Genomic DNA, 16571 nt, shown 5'->3' with positions numbered 1-16571 from the left:
TTATTTGATTTTAATTAGACGTAATTTTTGAATAACTTCTAGTTAGGAGATCTTAGTTAACCACAAGTCAAGCGCAACCTCAATAATTAGATCGAGTGAATTTGCTTTACTAGGGTTGTCAAGAAGTTTTTTATAGCCTTTAGCTGCATAACCAGTTCTATCCTTTTGATACCATTTAACTAGGTCAATAGGATCTGACCAGTAAGACCAATCCCATGCGTCACCTTTTCTAAAACCTTTAGGACAATAATCTAGTCTATTTACTAAGAGCCAATCTTGTGTAGAAATAAGCATTCTAGCCATGTGCCTGCGGCTAGGATGTGGCAACCATAGGAAAAGACGGAAAGAATTGCTTGCTTTATCAAAGCGAAATTCAGCACATGGGCTATTTTTAGTTTTACTATACAGAACAGAAGATGTTGAATTTATCTCTTTTAATCTTTCATCAAAGTTTAAAATCTTTTCTCTGATGTCTAAGATCCTTTTTTGAATATTTTCATCATTGCTTAAAGCCCAATTTAAAAGTTTTCTTGGTACTGAAGGCAAAATTCGCTTTACTTCTTCTTGCTTATAAACAATGTCAAAATGTGAAAACTGACCGTTTTCTGAGTTTTGCAAAATAAAATTGAACTTAAGATCTTCATGAACAACTTTAAATGTTAAAAATTCTATAGAAAGAGTGTTGTATTGCCGATCAATTAGATTGTCTCTATGAAAAGATGGAGAGACAGCTATGAGACGGACTGGCTTTGAATAATCAACTTTGTCATCATGGGGCTTACTTTCTATCAACGCATGATAGTAGCGAGTTAGTTGCTGTACAACATAACGATCTTCTTGATTTTTTAGTTCAATGACAACTAATTGACGGTTTCTACTGACTGCAACAATATCGCAGTATTGACCATTGATATGATGCTGTCTTTTTAGCGGTAAAAGATCAAATATCCCCTCTAAGTTAGTCCAAATAAATTCTTCTAACTCTGCTTCAGTTTGAAAATTCCATTTGTCTACCGATTGTTGAAGTAAAACCATCTAAACCAGAATATAAAGCGAAAGTTGAACCATTATAACCAAATCGATAAGCTGGCTTATTGGATACATGGAATTAACTACATTCCTTGAAAAATCATTTTAATTTCAGCGAGATTAATGCGCGTTGCAGAAAATCTCAAAAATTAATTGCTTAAGAATAGTTCGAGGTTGTAATATGGTTAGCTGGACTGAAAAAATAGGAGACTAGTACTATGAGTCGCGTATGCCAACTAACAGGCAAAAAAGCCAATAATGCCGTATCGATTTCCTTCTCACACAAACGCCATAAGCACTTACAACACGTAAACTTACAAGATAAGAGAATTTGGTGGGAAGAAGGCAAGCGTTTTGTAAAATTACAAATTTCTACCAAAGCAATCAAGACTTTGCAAAAGAAAGGGCTTGCTGCATTTGCTAAGGAAGCTGGACTTGATCTCCGTAAATTCTAATATGCGTAAAGGGGTGCAAAGCACCCCTTTACGCATTGGAGCCTCTATGAAAATTGGTATAGTCGGACTGGGATTAATTGGTGGATCTCTAGGTTTAGATCTTCTCGCTGCAAATCAAGACTCTAAACAAGATAATTATGTATGGGGCATCAGTCGTAATCCTGAAACCTGTAAACAAGCAGAAGCGATCGCTGCGGTAAATATTGCCAATCCAAATATTGAGAATATTCCCGATCGCGTTTTGGCGGAAACAGAGATAGTCGTTATCTGTACACCGATCGCTTCGATATTACCGACGATTGCGGCGATCGCGCCCAAGCTACCAAACCATGTGATTTTTACGGATGTTGGTTCGGTGAAGGCAGCGATCGTTGAACCTGCCTCTAAAATTTGTGCAGATTTTGGGCAAAGGTTTATCGGTAGTCATCCGATGGCAGGCACAGCTTTTCAAGGCATCTTAGCCGCCGAGAGAAATCTTTTTCAAGATCGTCCCTGTGTAATTACACCGAGCGAAGATCTTGAAGCCTTAGAGAAAGTGCGATCGCTTTGGCAAGCAGTGGGAATGAAAGTCCTTGAATGTAGTCCAGAAGAGCATGATCGGGCGGTAGCGATGATTAGCCATGCGCCTGTGATGATTAGTGCTAGTTTAATTGCCGCTTGCCAACAGGAAGATGATGTCAAAGTTTTAGACCTAGCGCAGACTCTGGCAAGTTCGGGTTTCCGTGATACTAGCCGTGTGGGTGGTGGCAATCCTGAACTGGGGAGGCTCATGGCGGAGTACAATCAATCGGCAGTATTGCGATCGCTCCATACATATCAGCAATCTTTACAGCAAGTAATCAATTTGATCGAGTCCAAAGAATGGGACAAACTCGAAGCATTTTTAGCTAATACTCAACGCGATCGCCTGTTTTATGTGGAATAAAAACGAGCATTGCTTGTTTTTGCTGAATATATTGTCAAATCTAGAGTTGTCAGCTATATTAGCTATCAGGTTGAATAAACCTTTCGATGTCAGACATCGAAACCCCGTTTGATAATAAACATTTAGACAACAGGAGGTGATGCCCATGCAATCAGATAGTAGTAACGGTAAACGTATGGGTCTTCAGGTTTCCGAGCTGTGCGCTGGGGCTGTTCTGTAAGGTATCTAGTTAAATATCTCTAGTTCGCTAGTTTGATTTACTAGTAAGCCTGAGATCCTTCCAGCAGTTGACTGTGACCTAAAGATCCTAAAGTATTCCGAAACAAAAAGATCGAGCCATTGGCTCGGTCTTTTTGCTTAATAGGTAAGATGCAGTGCGAAGCACTGCATCTTACCTAACGTGAGTTCGGGATAAGGATAAGGACAAAAAAGGGAGAAACCGATAAGCTGAAAATAAGTAAAACAAGTTCAGCGAGGTAACTCCCATGACTAATAGTTTAGAAGAACTTTTTTGCCACGTCGATGATTTTTGCCAAATATTTGAACCAAAATGGCGGCAGTTACTGTTAAGCAATGGGTTACAGCAAAGACAAAGGTCACGATGTCTTTGCCTGAGTGAAATTATGACGATTCTGATTAGCTTTCATCAAAACCACTACCGCAATTTCAAACACTTTTATCAAGACCATGTTTGTAAATATTGGCGCAAAGAATTCCCGAAACTACTAAGCTATAACAGGTTCGTTGAGTTTATGGGTTCAGCAATGATGCCGTTGTGCATATACCTCAAGCAATGTTTTGGCAAATGTACAGGTATCAGCTTTGTTGACTCTACCTGCCTGCATGTTTGCCACAATCGACGCATAAAACAACACCGTGTCTTTAAAGAGATGGCAGAAAGAGGGAAAACTTCCGTGGACTGGTTCTTCGGTTTTAAATTGCATCTGGTGGTTAATGACTGTGGTGAGCTACTAAACATTCAGATTACTCCAGGCAATGTCGATGACCGTAAGCCTATTCCTGAATTATTCAAATCATTGTTTGGCAAGGTGTTTGGTGATCGAGGTTATGTTTCTCAACCTTTGGCAACACAATTATTGGACAACTTTGGCATTGAGTTTTTTGCAAAACCCAAGCGCAAGATGAAAAACCGTTTGATGCGCTTAACTGACAAGTTGTTAAGTCGCAAGCGTTCAATTATTGAGACCGTCATCGACCAACTCAAAAATATTTCCCAGATTGAACACTCTCGACACCGTAGTCCCATCAATGCCATGCTCAATGTCATTTGTGGACTGATTGCTTATTGTCATCAACCTAAAAAGCCTTCTCTCCATATGGATTGGGCTTTACCTCCTTCTGCTTAACCCGAACTCTAATAGGTAAGATGCAGTGCGAAGCACTGCATCTTACCTATTAGAGTTTTACTCCCAGAAATCAACATTTAACATCGTGTTGATATCACGCCCAAACTGCCATACATCAGGGAATTGATATCCTTTTTGGGAATATTCCTTTCTCACATCTCTCAGTGCAGCGCGAAAAGCAATATCGAAGGTATCATTCCACAAAGCTTGTAAGCTAGGGGAGTCATCAAGTAAGAACTCAATTTCAGTTCTTTGATTTCTGATAGTTCGCTCCCAGCCATTGAACTCTTGGGGCATATCGACATATATACGCTTGATCAAATGTTCTAGCAAGGTTGTTAGTCGGCTTTTAATCTCCTTTTTTTCTGATTTACCCAAACTTTCGATTTCCTCTATCAAGTTTTCCAAGTCCACATGGTCAAAGTCCTTAGCCTTTAGCTTGGCTACTGTGTCTTGAGTCCAGAGCAGAAAATCCGACTCATATAGCGATTTACTAAGGATTGCTTGTGTCATTTTGATTTAGCTCCTTTATTATTGGCGCGATCGCTATTCCCAAAAATCAACATTTAACATCGTGTCAATATCGCGGTTAAATTGCCATGTTTCAGGAAAAGCCGTTTCAAGATATTCAGTCCGTACTATTTTTAAGGCTGTAGCAAAGGAGTCATCAAACATTTTTGAGAAGTGACGTTTGAGGCTTGGTGATTGCTTAAGAAGTTTTTGGAGTTCATCGCGTTGATTAATGATCGTGACTTCCCATCCTCTAAAGCATTCAGGCATATTGACATAGCAACGTTTAAGAATATGTTCAATTAGCCTTTTTAGCCTAGTCTCTACCTCACGTTTGTTACTACCCGACAAGCCCTCTAACTCCTCTATTAAATTTTCAACATCAAGATTGTGAAAATCACCTGCTTTTAACTGGGCGATCGCGGTTTCTAACCATAGGTCAAGGTCACGCTCGTATAGGGTTATTGACGGAGTGATTGCTTGAGTCATTGATTTCAACTCCTTTGATAAAGCTAGTTATACCAAAACTAAAAATGGCTACGCCATTTTTAGTTTTGAAAACCCTTACTTGGTTTGTTTTTTAATTCATAAAAGTGTTGTCACACTTTCGTGAATTGGCATTAAGCGCTAGTAAGGAATAAAATTACATCGCCTTCTTGAACGACATATTCCTTGCCTTCACTGCGTAGTAGTCCCTTGGCACGCGCAGCACTCATTGATCCTGATTCTACAAGATCCTTAAAGGCAACGGTTTCGGCACGAATGAATGCTTTCTCAAAGTCAGAGTGAATCACACCTGCGGCTTGAGGAGCTTTCATGCCTGCATGAATTGTCCATGCCCGCGCTTCTTTGGGCCCAACCGTGAAATAGGTGCGTAAACCTAAGAGATGATAAGTAGCTCGAATTAGGGATTTTAATCCGCCTTCCTTAACCCCAAGAGATTCTAGAAAATCTTGACGTTCTTCTTCGGGCAGCTCTAGTAACTCTGCCTCCACTTGGGCGGAGACAATGGTTACTTCTGCATTTTCCGCATCAGCGATCGCTCTCACTTTATCGACAAAAGCATTACCTGTTGCCAAATCATCTTCAGCAACATTGGCAGCATAAATGGTTGGCTTGAGCGTTAACAACTGCAATACTGAAATTGCATTTTTCTCTTCATCAGTAAGATTAGCTAAACGCGCAGGTTTACCAGCATCAAGGACTTCGCGGACTTTTTCTAAAGCTGCCATTTCGACTTTTGCTTCAGAGTCATTACTGCGGACTCCCTTACGGGTGCGCTCAATGCGGCGCTCAACTTGGGCTAAATCAGACAGAGCGAGTTCAAGGGTGATGATCTCAATATCACGGGCAGGATCGATTGATGCTTCCACATGGATGATGTCATCGTTTTCAAAACATCGCACCACATGGACGATCGCATCGCAAACTCGAATATTTCCTAAAAACTGATTTCCTAAACCTTCACCCTTACTAGCACCTCTGACCAGTCCTGCAATATCGACAAATTCGACTCTGGTGGGGATGATTTGCGCGGACTTACCAACTTCAGCGAGGGTTTTGAGGCGATCATCAGGGACGGACACCGAGCCAACGTTGGGTTCGATCGTGCAAAAGGGAAAGTTGGCTGCTTCGGCTTTGGCGTTGGCAACTAGGGCATTAAATAACGTAGACTTGCCCACATTGGGTAGTCCGACAATCCCAGCTTTGAGCATGGCTATCTAAACGAAAACTTTTTTGACATTGTGCTTATAAATTTTGTCATAAAAGTCTCACTACATGAGACTTTTCGCAAAACAAACAGTAATTCTCTGTTTTTTATAGCAACGAAAGAGATAGCTAGGATAAACTAAAACCCAAAAGATGAGTTGCGGCGCGAAGCGCCGCAACTCATCTTTTGGGTTTTATGCCCTAATTTTGAGCATCCAATGTTCGAGCATTTCTTGGAGTTGTTTACGGCGGATGGGTTTACTGAGGTAATCATCCATACCAACCGCTAAACAGCGATCGCGATCTTCTTTAAAGGCATTCGCAGTCATCGCTAAAATCACAATATGATGCGGTAGCTCATTTGCCATTTCCATTTGACGGATAGCCTGAGTGGTGTCATATCCATCTAATAAAGGCATCTGGCAATCCATCAAGATAATGTCATAATGCTTGGATATCACTAATTGCAGTACCTTTTCCCCATTGTCAGCCAGATCTGCTTGGCAATTTAGCTGTGATAAGTATGTCATCATGATTTTTTGATTGACGATATTATCTTCTGCTAACAAAATTTTTAAATTACTTAAATTTTCTATGTGAGAAGTATCTTTGCAAGGCTTCCCGTTATATTGAGCAGAATTAGGTAATGGACAATCATTAATAGTAGAGAGGATATCGATACCTAAGGCTACAGATATAGTTTTCAACAATCGTTGTCTTTTAAAGGGTTTCGTAATATAGCCATGAAAACCTTGAGTAAGAACTTTCTGGATCTCACTTTGTTGGTTAGCGGTCAAGATGGCGATAAATGGTAAGTTTCTCGACTTGGATTGTGTATGAATTTGTTGGATTAATTTTGTAGCATCAAAATCTGTTAATTTCCAATCAAGTAGGACTATATCAATCGTTTGATCGGCATCTAAATAGGCGTTCACTTTGGCAATATTGATAGCTTCGTAGACCTCTGCACCAAAATGTTTCAGATAATAGCAAATTGCATCACGGGTATGTTGCTTTTCATCAATTACTAAAACTGATTTATGCTTGAGAGATTCGCTGCCATCCATCACTGAGGCTGAACTACTTGGCGGCTGAACATAGAAAGGAACTCGAAACCAAAAACAAGTGCCGCTTCCCTGCTCTGGAGTGGATATTCCAATTTCTCCTTGCATCAAATCTGCTAACTGCCGACAAATAGCTAGACCTAAGCCAGTACCGCCAAAACGACGAGTTGTGGTGGCATCGACTTGCGAAAAAGGTTTGAATAATTTGTCATAGTCTTGTTCATTAATGCCAATACCTGTATCAGTAATTGAGAATTTTAAGTAAATTGGAGTTTGTTCCAAATAGTTATCAGCAATACTTGCTAATTTGTTGTCTGTATCAGCTAAGGTTTCCTCAAAGAGGCGATCGCGCTCAACCTTGACAAATACTTCGCCGTGATCCGTAAACTTAATGGCATTACCGATGAGATTCATAAGCATTTGCCTTAATCTCACGGTATCTCCTAGGAGAAAATTAGGTAAATTATCTTCAAAAATAACATTGAGTTCTAATCCTTTATTGTGAGCTTGTAGAGCAAATACTTCTAGAGTCTCTTCTAAACATTGCTCTAAATGAAAAGATAAGCTTTCTAACTCTAGTTTCCCTTCTTCTAATTTTGATAAATCGAGAATGCGATTAATTAAGTTCAGCAAGAGATTCCCACTCAAGCGAATATTATCAACGAAATCCTGTTGACGATCATCGAGTTCTGTACTTAGCAATAAGTCAGTCATCCCCAATACTCCATTAATGGGAGTGCGGATTTCATGACTCATGTTTGCGAGGAAAATGCTTTTGGCTTGAGCCGATTGCTCAGCAAATTGTCGGGCAGCTAGTAATTCTTGTTCTTTGCGCTTAATTTCGGTAATATCTCGACCAACATAGACGAAATGATGACTTGGTTCGATATCATATTCAAGCTGATGATTTAAGATGGTTGAGCAAGAGAAAGAAATTAAGACCTCTTCTCTATTCTTAGAGAGACAGAGTACTTCGATGTTATAGAAATTGCGATCGCTTACGGTGATTTGCTCATCAGAACGCTCGGAATTATCATATTGTGATTGGAGCGCTTCAAACTGATGAGCATTATGAAATAACATGCTCATCGGGCTACCAACCAACTCAGATTGTGAATACCCAAATAAATTGATAGTCGCAGGATTGACCGTTTTAATCATCCCTTGGTCATCAGTGACAATTAAGGCATCTGCCATTGACGAAATAATCTTATCAATATATTCCTTGGATTTACTGAGGGCATTTGTAAGCAACTCAGATTCATTAATCCTCTGTAATAAGACCTGAGAACTATCCATGATATCCGTAACATCTTCAATACAGATAATAATGCTTTTATCTGTTTCTTCTAACTCATTAGTGCCAATGATATAAAAATCAAAATAAAGGTGCTTATTCGCATTATGGGAAGAACGGCAAATCCCCTTGATTTCAAAGCTAGTTACTTGATTGAGCCAAATGTTGCGAAATATCTCTTCTAAGCCAATTGTTTCTGGAAATACATGGCGAATGTCTTTCGATAATAGAGATTCATAGGGAAATTCAGAAAATCTCTCCGCACCATAGGATGTGTCCGTAATTACAAACTCTCGATCAATCATTACAAAGGATCTCTCTGAAGCAGTAAGTAGTTTTTTGAGGATTTTTGACTGTTTCATAGCAGTGTAACGATGGGACAGAGAATCAATCTTATGGTTCTTTTAGAGAGCTTTTGTTAATATTTTTGAATGTATCGAATGGTAAATAGTGCCTCTATTCTAACATTAGGATTTGGTGTGCTAGAGTTTGAAATATTTCATCAACTCCTTCCCCTGTCTTTGCAGATGTTACATATACAGAGATTTTAAGCTTAGCGAATTCCATCAGAAGAGATTGAAATAGAGTATCCCTTTCGTGGGCTGTGATTAAATCGACTTTATTTAGAGCAATGATCACTTGAGAGCGAGGATTAATCGACCGAAAAAGTTGGACATGAGCTTCCAGATTTTGCATACTTGTTTGTCTAGTGACATCACCAACAATTAATGCGCCTTTAGCTCCTTGTAGATAGCTAGGAGTGATTCCCTTAAAGCGTGTACTTCCTTCAATATCCCAAATAATTAGCTGGAGTTGCTTTAATTCTTCTGAAGAAGTATTTGTGGTATTGACAACTGAATCTGAAATAGATACTAGTTTACGCGAAATTTTCACGCCAACGGTTGATAGATATTTATCACTAAATTGACGATCTACAAATTGACGGATGAGGCTAGTTTTGCCAACCCCAAAATCGCCAACAAGACACATTTTTTGAGAAATTACTTTGGGAGAAGAATGCATTTAATTAGATAATCTCGGACATTTATTTTAGCGTAGGTTCAAACTCTACCCATCTTGCTATTTGGTCAGAAGGTTGCTGAATAGATGGCTCTATTATCCCAGAAATATGCAACCGATTTGCATTGATTCCCTTCTCTGTGAGAGCATCGCGTAATGCTTGGGTGCGTTTGACCCCTAATTGGTAATTGATACTGCGATCGCCAATATTGTCACTCTTCGCAGAAATTTTGAGGTTATAGTCGGGATATAGGTCTAAAAAAGCTTTTACTTCTACTAATTTTTCTAGTTCCGTTGGCTGGAGAGTGGTCACTCCAAAGGGGAAATAAATCCGAGTTGATAGCTTTGGTATCAGGATAGTTGCGGTATTAGTGACGGTTGTAATTCCAGAAATTTTGCTATAGGTCTGGGTGATTTTGGGCATGAGTCGGGGCTGCTCAACTTGTCCTGTAATCGTCAATTGCCCGTCTTTGAATTGAGTGGCGATCTTCACACCTTGGGTATAGTTCAGTACTTTGGTGAGGCGTTCCACCTCAGCCGCAACGAGGATTGGGTCTGGAGGTACATTCACGGCATAGATACTGTTATTGATATTGGAGATCGCTATTTCTGCTTTGGTGGCTTCATTGGCAACTTGGAGGGCGCGATCGCGTAAATTTTGATTAGGTAATTTTCCTGATAACTTGAGATGATTGCCATTGGCGTTCACATTGAGACGATAGACCGCTAATTCAGGCGTATTGGCAAAGGCTTCTAAGACTTTGGCTTCGATTTGGCGATCGCGTTGAGATTGATGCTGATAAATGCCAATGGGGACAAAAATGAGCGCCATTAACGCTAAACCCAGAAAGATCAGAGCTTTGGATGATTTTTTTTGAGGTTTCTCCGCTTGTACTTCCATCAATGACTTGAGTTCAAGATGGACTTTGAAAGGGACAGTACTAGCATCTCCGTCAAACTGTTTCAGCTTTTCCCCATAGACTTGGACAATTTGACCAAACACATCGCGAATTTTCGTGACAAATTCTAGATCAGGCTCACCACGAATGATAACTGCGAGATAGCAATAGCCAGCTACTTCTAATAAAATTTTTGAGCCACTGTAGTTAATTGTATCAATTTCAGCCTTGTCCTCAGATGAGCGTGACATACATTCACTAGCAAAGCTGCGAATGGCGGTCAGCATCCCTGCCAACATATCCGAATCAATCGGTGCAATCAGTGCATTCAAGTCACTTTGCTGAATGTCAACCATCACTAGTCCCGAAAGGTTGTGAATCAGAAATATCGCTTGTACCTCAAAGGGAACTGATTCTTTGAGAATGAGTTCTGCTTCGGAAACACCCTGTATCGTTGCTCGAATTTTGCGGCGCAATCCTTCCACGCTAAAGGTTTGCTCAACCTTTTCATTAATTGTCCGAATCGCTTCAGCAAAATATTTCGCGATCGTGTTGCCGATTACAGGATAAAGGGCATCTACCATGGAGTCCCGTTCGAGGGCAATTTGACGCTTAATCGCTGATCCCATTTCTGGTGCTAGAGCATCGATAATCGCATCTCGATCTAAGCGAATTTGTTCACGAATTGCTGCCCCCATCTCTGGAGCGATCGCTTTGGCAATCCCTTCAGGACTACTTTGAATATGCTCACTAATTGCACTGGGCAGAATATCGGAAATGGCATGACCCATGGCGACCCGATCAAGTTGCGATCGCTCAAAAATCACTTCCGCAATAATGGGCATAATCGCTTGACACATTGACTCGCGTGATTCCGTCACTTTGAGACTTAGGATATCGGCAATTACTGGCAATAAAAGCTGTACTAGTTCATCGGGTTCGTTAATTCGGTGTTCTAATTGAGTAATCCGCGCTCTCACCTGAGCAATTTCTGTAGGGATATTGTCTTGCTCATTCCCAAGTTCCGTTAGCTTTGAGCCAAGACTATTGAGCCCACGCGATGCATTTTGAATGAGGCTTTCTAAGCCCTCAATCTTATTCATAATTTCAGGATTATTGACCTGACTTTCGACAATTCCCAGCTTTTGTTCGACAGAAATTTTGAAACTTCTTAGATCTTCGATTTCTGGCACAACGAGAATATCTTGCAAAAGATGCAGGGCTTGATCATCTGCTAAGACATCTCCTGAATTGCTGTAGGCAGATTCGCTTGGTAATACTTTGGGTAATTCCCTTGTACTTTTGGGATAGACATCTTGATTACTAACTGCTAGTTGTGACTGTTCTAGCTGTACTTGGGCAGGAGCTAAAGGTTCATCAAGTATATTTAGAATTTCTCCACCTAGTAGCAAATCTTGAAGACGGTTGACAGTTTCTTTTTCTTTGGTTTGTCCTAGGGATGCATAATCTGGATTGTTAGGAGTGCTGGGATTACTTGAGCGGATAGCAATTTCTGGAGTTTGAGGCTGTTGATAGCTCCCTGAACTATTGTGACCATTAGTTTCAGGGACTTCACGAATAGCCTCCAGATCTTTTAAAAAAGGTAATTCATCTAAAAGGCTAGGAAATGGATAAACCGCAGGCGATTGCTTGCTCTCATATTCATTTAGAGATTCCTGTTCAGATAGGGTATCTAATAGTTTTGCTCTAGATTTTGGCTCTTCAATTGGAACTATAGGACTAGAGGGTGGGCTTGATTTAACAACTCTATTGTCATCATCAGGCAGGATTGGATCTTGATTAGTAGAACTTTGAGACTTGTCAGATTCAATAATATTAAGTTCGGAGAGCAGAAGGAAAAATTTCTCAACATCGCTGAGAGCATTATCGTTGAAATTTCCATTTCTCTCCGACATACTATTGGGGATAACAACGGTAATTTGTAATTATAAATAGCAATAATAGGGTAGGCTCAAGGCACTACCCCCCTACAGAGTTAATAACTCTCGAATTAGCTAAAATTTAAAGCTTAGAAGATGTAGACTTGGTGCGAGAGGCTTTAGTAGCTGTGCTGCTTGCAGTTGTTTCAGCACTTAGTGAAGATGGGCGTTCGCTTTTAGGTTCGATATTGACTTGCTCATACTTTTCGTCAACCCTTTCTTCGGCTGCCTCACGCAAAGCAGGTACAAATTCTGAGCCTTTGAGTCTCATCCCTAACTCAAATAGCAACTCTGCCAAATCATCTTTGGACAGCTTATCTTCACGGAGAATTGAGAAATGACGATCTAGCTCTTCTAAAACTAGCGATCGCAATTCACGGGTATCATTTTGCAGACTATCTCTAGTTTGAGCGAGTTCATCACGCAAAGCGATTCTTTGAGCCTCAACGGTTTCATCAAGGTTTTCAATGTTGCTTGTAAACTTGCGGTTTAGGCGATCAAACTGTTGACGGAGGTCAGCGGCTTCTTCTTGGGCTGATGAGCTAATGGTTTTTAAGCGTTTGTCAATTGACTCAACGGCAGTTCTTAATTCAGTAGCTAATGTTAGTTTTAGATCATTCAGGCGATCGCGGACATCCTGTTGAATTGCCGAAATATCGGATTCTGCCTTATCTAACCGACTGGTATATTCGCGCAAATGTGCGCCGAAAATGATATCGCGAATTTGATCAATATTGCCTAAGCGTTCGCGGATTTCATCTCTGGTGATTTCACCCATTGGATTACCTCTAGGAATGTTTGTAACGGATATATAGTGCGGAGGTACAGATAGGTATTTCCCCGCCAAAGGCGGGGAAATACCCCCCTTACTTCACTAGACTGGAAAACGCTATAAATTTTTAGCCAAGTTTTAGCCAAAATTTTAGCTTTTGGACTGTGAATATTCTGGCGATCGCCAATACAAAATAACCATAGCAAAGTCTTGTCATTTTTGTTGTATAGCTAAACCCAGAAAAGAAAGGCACAGGAACAAGTATTGTCATCTACTTTTAAGCTGGAATTGGGTAATATAAACACAGCAATGCTAGTTAGCAAGGCTCCTATTAGCAAAATATGTCTGCGATCGCCCAATTACCTCCCAAAAAACTACGCTGGCAGAGAATTAAAAGCTCCTCTCTTGCCCGCCAACGGGAAGTATTTTTAGCTGCCTTTACATTCCTGTTTTTTATATGGTGGGATAAATTTTGGCAAATCGACACATCGCGTACCCGCAGCAAACGCGCCGAATGGCTAGTACGCAATATGCTCGAGCTTGGTCCAACCTTTATCAAAATCGGTCAGTCCCTATCCACCCGTGTGGATATATTGCCTCCCGAATATATTAGTAATTTGTCACAGCTACAGGACAAAGTCCCTGCTTTTAGTGCCAAAGAAGCAAGAGACATCATTGAACTCGAACTTGGCAAGTCTCTTTATACGATCTATCGTGATTTTGATGAAGTGCCTCTAGCGGCGGCGAGTCTGGGTCAAGTCCATCGTGCGACTCTACATACTGGGGAAGATGTGGTGGTCAAGGTTCAACGCCCTGGGTTAAAAAGACTATTCGATCTTGATTTACTTGCTGTTGGTAAGTTGCTTAAGGTTTTTCGGCAATATTTGCCTTGGGCTCGCAAATATAACTTAGAGGGGATTTATAACGAATTTTTCACTATTCTTTATCAAGAAATCGACTATGCGATCGAGGGGAGCAATGCCGATCGCTTTCGCAAAAATTTTGAAGGCTATCCAAGAATTGTTATTCCTAAAGTTTATTGGGAATATTCGACTTCGATGGTTTTGACCTTGGAATATGTTCCTGGAATTAAGGTGGACGATCGCCAAGCTCTCGAAGCCTGTGGCTTAAATCCCAAGGAAATTAACCAGTTGGGGATCTGCTGCTATCTCAAGCAATTGCTCCAAGATGGCTTCTTTCACGCCGATCCCCATCCGGGGAATTTAGCTGTTAGCCCTAGTGGTAGTTTGATTTTCTATGATTATGGGATGATGGCGGAAGTCAAAACCATGGCAAAGGATCAGATGGTCAAAACCTTCTTTGCCGTATTGCGAAAAGATACGAATGAAGTGGTTGATACCTTGATGAGTATGGGCTTTATCGAGCCGATCGCCGATATGAGTCCTGTGAAACGGATGTTAAAGTTCGTTTTGGATCGCTTTACGGAAAGACCTGTCAATATTTACGAATTTGAGCAAATCAAAAGTGAAGTGGTTGCCATTTTTGAGAAGCAGCCCTTCCGATTGCCGCCACAGATGACTTATCTTCTCAAATCCCTGACGACATTGGATGGCATCGCGAGGATTCTCGACCCAGAATATAATTTTTCCACGGCGGCTCAGCCCTTTGTCAAAAGTATTGTGTTGACTAGAGGTCGGGGTAATACTTTAGGAGCATTAGCTCAACAAGCCAAAGATTTTCTGGTTTATCAGTTGAATAAACCGAGTCGGATGGAAATCCTGCTAGAGCGTTTGGAAGAAAGAATTGAACGTGGCGAATTGATGATTCAAGTCAAGTCTTCGGAAAGCGATCGCACACTCAAGCGGATTAATATTGCGGTTAAAGCTCTCATTTATGCTTGTTTAACAGGATTTTTATTGCTCGCGGGAGCTGTGCTTTTGGTCGGTACAAATGGTACTTATGCGAGTTGGGCGATCGTCACTTTTGTGGGTGCAGGTTTTACTGGCTTATCACTGATTCGTGCCCTAATTCAGCTCTCGATTCGTGAGAAGATTGATAATCTTGCTGAGCAATAGTTTTGAGAGAATGTACCCCTTAGGGACTTGCTATTAATTAAAGTACCTGTGGCTTCGACTCCGCTCAGCCAACGTTAGCTGAGCGAAGTCGAAGCTAAATAACTTTGGTGGGACATTTTTTATCCGCAAGAGCCTTAGGTATGTCTTCTCTCAAAACTTTAGGACTACGATATTTATGACCATTGAACCTGAACAATTATTAGATCTGGCGCACAAATTGGGCTGTGAAGCAGCAGAGGTCTATGCATCTCGCTCAGTTTCCCGTCCCGTATTTTTTGAAGCTAATCGACTCAAGCAACTGGAAAGCATTGACTCAGAAGGCGTAGGACTAAGAATCTGGAAAGATCGGCGCGTCGGTTTAGTCACTGCCTATGGTGAGGTAGAACCTAAGGACTTGGTGGAACAGGCGATCGCGCTCAGTGCATTGAATGAACCTGAAGAAATTTTGTTGCGTAACTCTACAATTGCTGACTATCCGCAAATTTATGGTCAAGAAGTTAGTGTTGAGCAAATGATCGATTGGGGGAAAACAGCGATCACGGAAGTCCTAGCTCATTACCCCGAAGCAATTTGTGGTGCTGATTGGGAATGTAGCGAAGAGTCGGTAAGCATTATCAATAGTAAAGGGCTGGACTGTGGCTATACAGATATCACTGTGGATGGCTCTTTGAATGTGGAATTGACGCGAGGCGATGACTTTCTCAATGTTTGGTATGCTCAATCGGAACGTGGCAACTTAAATCCTCAGGTGATCGCTCAAAAAGTACTGCAATCCCTTCACTGGGCTAAGAAAAATGCCAAAGCCCCATCAGGTAAAGTCCCCGTGATTTTTACAGGCAAGGCAGCAGATTTGTTATGGGGCGTAGTAGCGATCGCGATGAGTGGCAGACAAGTTCAACAAAAGGCAACACCTTGGCTCGAAAAAGTAGGACAGCCCGTAATTTCCCCTATTTTCACCGTCAGTCAACATCCGAATTTTGGCGTTTATAGTGCTCCCTTTGATGATGAAGGTACGCCCACTAAGGAAATAACTTGGATTGATCGGGGCATCTTGCAAGGATTCTATGGCGATATGCGTACTTGTAAAGAGTTAGGAATTGCCGCAACGGGTAACGGATTTCGTGGTGATTTAGGCAATTATCCTAGTCCGGGTTTATGCAATTTGGAGATCGCTGCTAGTGAAACGATACAAGGCGATGTTTTAGAACTTGCGGCTACTTTAAAAGATGGATTAATTGTCGATCAGGTTCTCGGTGATGATACAGATTTATCAGGAGATTTCTCAATCAATGTCGATTTGGGCTATCGCGTCAAAAATGGCAAAATCATCGGGCGCGTCAAGGACACAATGCTAACAGGAAAAGTCTATACGGTACTAAATCAAGTGACGGCAGTAGCAAGCGATCGGCATTGGCATGGTTCGCTATATGTTCCCGCCATGCTTGTTGAGGGTATATCTATTACTAGTCGGGATTCCTAAGTAGCTATGCAAATTAAAACCCCCAAACCTGTAGCGCACGCTGCGCGTGCGCTACAGGTTTGGGGGT

General features: G+C 41.1%; 14 protein-coding genes. 5 read left to right on the top strand and 9 right to left on the bottom strand.

Annotated features, from left to right (window positions below; all coding sequences use genetic code 11):
• Positions 1–42: 42 nt before the first annotated feature.
• The gene (locus HC246_RS01165; RefSeq protein ID WP_169361793.1) at positions 43–1035 is read right to left on the bottom strand and encodes a PDDEXK family nuclease; all 993 of its coding nucleotides are present in this window, start codon (positions 1033–1035) and stop codon (positions 43–45) included.
• 212 nt (positions 1036–1247) lie between these two features.
• On the opposite strand from HC246_RS01165, the gene rpmB reads away from it, so the two are divergent.
• The 3 genes from rpmB to HC246_RS01150 all read left to right on the top strand — a co-directional run bounded on the left by rpmB (position 1248) and on the right by HC246_RS01150 (position 3776).
• Positions 1248–1484, top strand: coding sequence for a 50S ribosomal protein L28 (rpmB, locus tag HC246_RS01160; RefSeq protein WP_126386374.1), 237 nt, complete (start codon positions 1248–1250; stop codon positions 1482–1484).
• 46 nt (positions 1485–1530) lie between these two features.
• Positions 1531–2409 carry a prephenate/arogenate dehydrogenase gene (locus HC246_RS01155; protein ID WP_169361792.1) on the top strand — a complete coding sequence of 293 codons (879 nt, stop codon included), beginning with the start codon at positions 1531–1533 and terminating at the stop codon, positions 2407–2409.
• A gap of 485 nt (positions 2410–2894) precedes the next feature.
• Complete coding sequence (locus tag HC246_RS01150; protein ID WP_169361791.1) at positions 2895–3776, top strand: IS982 family transposase; 882 nt, start codon at positions 2895–2897, stop codon at positions 3774–3776.
• Between the two features lie 57 nt (positions 3777–3833).
• Here the strand turns inward: HC246_RS01150 and HC246_RS01145 are convergent, their stop codons facing one another.
• From HC246_RS01145 to HC246_RS01110, 8 genes are all read right to left on the bottom strand, one after another.
• Entirely contained in the window at positions 3834–4289 is a 456-nt protein-coding gene (locus HC246_RS01145) for a DUF29 domain-containing protein (protein WP_169361790.1), read from the bottom strand.
• Between the two features lie 33 nt (positions 4290–4322).
• Positions 4323–4775, bottom strand: coding sequence for a DUF29 domain-containing protein (locus tag HC246_RS01140; RefSeq protein WP_169361789.1), 453 nt, complete (start codon positions 4773–4775; stop codon positions 4323–4325).
• A 131-nt stretch (positions 4776–4906) separates the two neighbouring features.
• Complete coding sequence (ychF, locus tag HC246_RS01135) at positions 4907–6001, bottom strand: redox-regulated ATPase YchF (RefSeq protein WP_169361788.1); 1095 nt, start codon at positions 5999–6001, stop codon at positions 4907–4909.
• A gap of 189 nt (positions 6002–6190) precedes the next feature.
• Positions 6191–8719, bottom strand: a complete 2529-nt coding sequence (locus HC246_RS01130; protein WP_169361787.1) for a response regulator — start codon at positions 8717–8719, stop codon at positions 6191–6193.
• Between the two features lie 94 nt (positions 8720–8813).
• Positions 8814–9380, bottom strand: a complete 567-nt coding sequence (locus HC246_RS01125; protein ID WP_169361786.1) for a Rab family GTPase — start codon at positions 9378–9380, stop codon at positions 8814–8816.
• 22 nt (positions 9381–9402) lie between these two features.
• Complete coding sequence (locus tag HC246_RS01120; protein WP_169361785.1) at positions 9403–12192, bottom strand: BON domain-containing protein; 2790 nt, start codon at positions 12190–12192, stop codon at positions 9403–9405.
• A 106-nt stretch (positions 12193–12298) separates the two neighbouring features.
• Positions 12299–12994, bottom strand: a complete 696-nt coding sequence (locus HC246_RS01115; RefSeq protein WP_169361784.1) for a hypothetical protein — start codon at positions 12992–12994, stop codon at positions 12299–12301.
• A 121-nt stretch (positions 12995–13115) separates the two neighbouring features.
• A complete protein-coding gene (locus HC246_RS01110) occupies positions 13116–13259 on the bottom strand; it encodes a hypothetical protein (protein WP_169361783.1) in 144 nt (47 codons plus the stop codon).
• A 70-nt stretch (positions 13260–13329) separates the two neighbouring features.
• Between HC246_RS01110 and HC246_RS01105 the strand changes: the two genes are divergently transcribed.
• Both HC246_RS01105 and HC246_RS01100 read left to right on the top strand, forming a co-directional pair.
• Positions 13330–15024 (top strand): ABC1 kinase family protein, encoded by a 1695-nt coding sequence (locus HC246_RS01105; protein WP_169361782.1) that lies wholly within the window; start codon positions 13330–13332, stop codon positions 15022–15024.
• A 175-nt stretch (positions 15025–15199) separates the two neighbouring features.
• Positions 15200–16504 (top strand): TldD/PmbA family protein, encoded by a 1305-nt coding sequence (locus HC246_RS01100; protein ID WP_169361781.1) that lies wholly within the window; start codon positions 15200–15202, stop codon positions 16502–16504.
• The last annotated feature ends 67 nt before the right edge of the window (positions 16505–16571 follow it).

The sequence above is a fragment of the Pseudanabaena yagii GIHE-NHR1 genome, assembly GCF_012863495.1.
Classification (GTDB): Bacteria; Cyanobacteriota; Cyanobacteriia; order Pseudanabaenales; family Pseudanabaenaceae; genus Pseudanabaena; species Pseudanabaena yagii.
The sequence above is the reverse complement of the archived record's forward strand: the minus strand, read 5'-3'. Positions and strand labels throughout refer to the sequence as shown.

Excerpts from the sequence above, each read along its gene's own strand:
- HC246_RS01105 (WP_169361782.1), top strand. The coding sequence starts at position 13,330 with ATGTCTGCGATCGCCCAATTACCTCCCAAAAAACTACGCTGGCAGAGA.
- HC246_RS01155 (WP_169361792.1), top strand. The coding sequence starts at position 1,531 with ATGAAAATTGGTATAGTCGGACTGGGATTAATTGGTGGATCTCTAGGT.
- HC246_RS01125 (WP_169361786.1), bottom strand. The coding sequence starts at position 9,380 with ATGCATTCTTCTCCCAAAGTAATTTCTCAAAAAATGTGTCTTGTTGGC.
- HC246_RS01100 (WP_169361781.1), top strand. The coding sequence starts at position 15,200 with ATGACCATTGAACCTGAACAATTATTAGATCTGGCGCACAAATTGGGC.
- HC246_RS01140 (WP_169361789.1), bottom strand. The coding sequence starts at position 4,775 with ATGACTCAAGCAATCACTCCGTCAATAACCCTATACGAGCGTGACCTT.
- rpmB (WP_126386374.1), top strand. The coding sequence starts at position 1,248 with ATGAGTCGCGTATGCCAACTAACAGGCAAAAAAGCCAATAATGCCGTA.
- HC246_RS01150 (WP_169361791.1), top strand. The coding sequence starts at position 2,895 with ATGACTAATAGTTTAGAAGAACTTTTTTGCCACGTCGATGATTTTTGC.
- HC246_RS01130 (WP_169361787.1), bottom strand. The coding sequence starts at position 8,719 with ATGAAACAGTCAAAAATCCTCAAAAAACTACTTACTGCTTCAGAGAGA.
- HC246_RS01110 (WP_169361783.1), bottom strand. The coding sequence starts at position 13,259 with ATGACAATACTTGTTCCTGTGCCTTTCTTTTCTGGGTTTAGCTATACA.
- HC246_RS01115 (WP_169361784.1), bottom strand. The coding sequence starts at position 12,994 with ATGGGTGAAATCACCAGAGATGAAATCCGCGAACGCTTAGGCAATATT.
- ychF (WP_169361788.1), bottom strand. The coding sequence starts at position 6,001 with ATGCTCAAAGCTGGGATTGTCGGACTACCCAATGTGGGCAAGTCTACG.
- HC246_RS01145 (WP_169361790.1), bottom strand. The coding sequence starts at position 4,289 with ATGACACAAGCAATCCTTAGTAAATCGCTATATGAGTCGGATTTTCTG.
- HC246_RS01165 (WP_169361793.1), bottom strand. The coding sequence starts at position 1,035 with ATGGTTTTACTTCAACAATCGGTAGACAAATGGAATTTTCAAACTGAA.
- HC246_RS01120 (WP_169361785.1), bottom strand. The coding sequence starts at position 12,192 with ATGTCGGAGAGAAATGGAAATTTCAACGATAATGCTCTCAGCGATGTT.